The sequence below is a fragment of the Kytococcus sp. HMSC28H12 genome (assembly GCF_001816045.1).
Lineage (GTDB): Bacteria > Actinomycetota > Actinomycetes > Actinomycetales > Dermatophilaceae > Kytococcus > Kytococcus schroeteri.
Map to the genome: position 1 here is coordinate 1 of NZ_KV824669.1, position 2,804 is coordinate 2,804.

The 2,804-nt window shown below is 76.6% G+C and carries 3 protein-coding genes; all 3 read right to left on the reverse strand.

What is annotated here, in order from left to right:
* Nucleotides 1–1,133: glycoside hydrolase family 3 N-terminal domain-containing protein (locus HMPREF3099_RS10770; protein WP_305778351.1), on the reverse strand; the 1,133-nt coding region annotated here is incomplete at its 3' end.
* The gene (gene tsaD / locus HMPREF3099_RS10775) at nt 1,133–2,185 is read right to left on the reverse strand and encodes a tRNA (adenosine(37)-N6)-threonylcarbamoyltransferase complex transferase subunit TsaD (protein ID WP_070706012.1); all 1,053 of its coding nucleotides are present in this window, start codon (nt 2,183–2,185) and stop codon (nt 1,133–1,135) included. The genes HMPREF3099_RS10770 and tsaD, both read right to left, overlap by 1 nt.
* Nucleotides 2,182–2,804: ribosomal protein S18-alanine N-acetyltransferase (gene rimI, locus HMPREF3099_RS10780; protein ID WP_371327542.1), on the reverse strand; the 623-nt coding region annotated here is incomplete at its 5' end. The genes rimI and tsaD, both read right to left, overlap by 4 nt.

Consider the following 2,804-nt stretch of genomic DNA (forward strand, 5'->3'; position numbering starts at 1 on the left):
AGGAGCAGCAGGTCCGCGCCGGCCAGCAGCGCCGCCACGGAGCGGTCGTGGCCGGTGGTCGCCTCGGCGGTGTCCAGCGCCCCCATGTTCAGGGCGTCGGTCACCACCAGCGGGTCGGCGCCGTCCTCGCGCAGGTGGCCGAGCAGCGCCGCGCTCAGGCTCGCTGGCAGCCGGTCCACCGCGGGCACGGCGATGTGGCCGGTCATCACCGGCAGGTCGTGCTCCGCGAGCGCCCGGAAGGGCACGAGGTCGCGCTCGGTGAGTTCCTGCCAGGTGGCGTCGGTCGAGGGCAGCCCGTGGTGGCTGTCGCTCTCCAGCCCGCCGTGGCCGGGGAAGTGCTTGGCCACCGGCACGATGCCGGCCGCCCGGTACCCCTCGGCCAGGGCGGTGGCCACCCGGGCCACCCGCTGCGGGTCCGCGCCCGGCGAGCGCACGCCGATGGTGGGGTCCTGCGGCCCGGCGGTCACGTCCGCGTCGGGGGCGAACACCATCGTGAAGCCCAGGGCGCGCAGCTGCTCGCCGCTGAGGCGGGCGATCTCGCGCGAGAGCTCGCCGTCGGCGGCGGCGCCGTGCGCCATCGCCGCGGGCAGGGGCGTCACCGGTTCCTCGATGCGGCGGACCGGTCCGCCCTCCTGGTCCACCCCGACCACGGCCGGCCAGGTGCGCCCGGAACGCTCCTGGGCGCGCTGCACCTGGGCGGTCACGCGGGGCAGGGCGGCGGGGTCGTCCGGCACGTTGCTGTCGAAGAGGATGACGCCGCCGAATCCCTCTCCCACCAGCCGGTCGGCGTTGCGGCCCGAGGAGCCCTCGTACCCGGCCACGATGACCTGCCCGGCCAGGGCGCGGGTGTCCAGGTCGGCCACGAGCTCCTCGGCGCGCGCCACCGCGTCGTCCCAGGCCAGGTCGGGACCGGTGGCCTGCGGCGAGGGGTCGCCGCTGCTGTCCGACGAGGGGTCGTGGGGCGAGGACGACGGGGACGACGAGCCGGACGACGAGGGAGTCTCCCCCGGCGTCGGGCCGGCGGCCTCGCTGCTCGGGGCGCCGCTCCCCGAGGAGGGCGCGGGCCCGGGCCCGGAGCACCCCACGAGGAGCGCACCGGCCAGGACGGGCGCGACCACGTGGCCCCAGCGCATCAGACCTGCACCTCTGTCACCGGCTGGGAGGAGCTCGACGGCAGGTCGAGCCCCGAGGGCGTGCGGCCGCGCGCCACCATCTGGGCCCCGAGGGCCGCCACCATGGCACCGTTGTCCGTGCAGAGCCCGGGCCGGGGCACGCGCAGCCGGATGCCGGCGGCCTCGCACCGCTCCGTGGCCAGCGCACGCAGACGCGAGTTCGCGGCCACCCCACCGCCCAGCATCAGGTCCTGCACCCCCTCGGCGCGGCAGGCGGCCACGGCCTTGCGGGTGAGAACGTCCACCACGGCCTCCTGGAAGCTCGCGGCCACGTCGGCCACCGGCACCGCCTCGCCGTCGCGCTCCCGGGTCTCCACCCAGCGCGCCACGGCGGTCTTCAAGCCGCTGAAGGAGAAGTCGAACTCGTGGCGCTCCAGGTCGCGCCGGGAGGTGAGCCCGCGCGGGAAGTCGATGGCGATGCGGTTGCCCTCGCGCGCCGCCCGGTCGATGTGGGGGCCGCCGGGGAAGGGCAGGCCGAGCACCCGCGCCACCTTGTCGAATGCCTCACCGGCCGCGTCGTCGATGGTCTGCCCCATCGGCCGCACGTCGCAGGTGATGTCCGGCACCATGAGCAACGAGGAGTGCCCCCCGCTCACGAGCAGGCTCATCATCGGCTCGGGCAGCGGGCCGTGCTCCACGACGTCCACGGCCACGTGCGCGGCCAGGTGGTTCACGCCGTAGAGCGGCTTCCCGAGCCCCATGGCCAGGGCCTTGGCGCTCGCGGCCCCCACGAGCAGTGCACCGGCCAGGCCCGGCCCGGCCGTCACGGCCACGGCATCCACGTCCTGCAGGCGCACCCCGGCGTCGGCGCACGCCTGCTCGATGGTGGGCACCATCGCCTCCAGGTGGGCGCGGCTGGCCACCTCGGGCACCACGCCCCCGAAGGCGGCGTGCTGGTCCATGCTGCTGGCGACGGCGTCGGCCAGCAGGGTGGTGCCACGGACGATGCCCACGCCCGTCTCGTCGCAGCTCGTCTCGATGCCGAGCACCAGGGGCTCGTCGGGGCGCGTCATCGGGCGCTCACCTCCAGAGGGTGGGTGGGGTCGTGCGGGGTCGGGTCGTGGGGCGCCGGGGCGGGCTCCGCGACCTGGTCGAGCAGCAGGCGCAGCACGTGCGCGTCCACCGGCCCGTCGGGGCCGCGGTAGTAGCCGCGGCGGACGGTCAGCTCGGTGAAGCCCAGGCGCCGGTAGAGGGCCAGGGCGGCCACGTTGTCCGAGCGCACCTCCAGCAGCAGCGCCTCGGCGCCCTCCTGCCGCGCCCGGCGCACGAGGTGGTCCATCACCCGGCGGCCGAGGCCGGCACCGCGCGCCGTGGGGTCCACGGTGACGGTCATGACGTCCGCGGTGCTGCCGCCGTGGTCCAGCCCGGCGTAGGCCAGCACCCGGCGGGTTCCCGGCACGGCCGCCCCGGTGGACGCGGCGTCCACGGCCACGACGTACTCGCGGCGGGGCGCTGCCAGCTCGGCCCACCAGGTGGCCTCGGTCCAGCCGTCGTGCGGGTGGGCCTCGGCCTCCATCGCCACGAGCTGGCCCAGGTCGCGCCAGTGGGCCGGGACGATCTCCACCGCCGGGGCGCTCACAGCAGCACCCGCTTGCGCTGGCCGGGCGTCTGCGAGTCGGGGCGGCGCAGGTA

What these genes read in the sequence shown, in the direction of transcription:
- tsaD (WP_070706012.1), bottom strand. Translation starts at nt 2,185, where the DNA reads ATGACGCGCCCCGACGAGCCCCTGGTGCTCGGCATCGAGACGAGCTGC.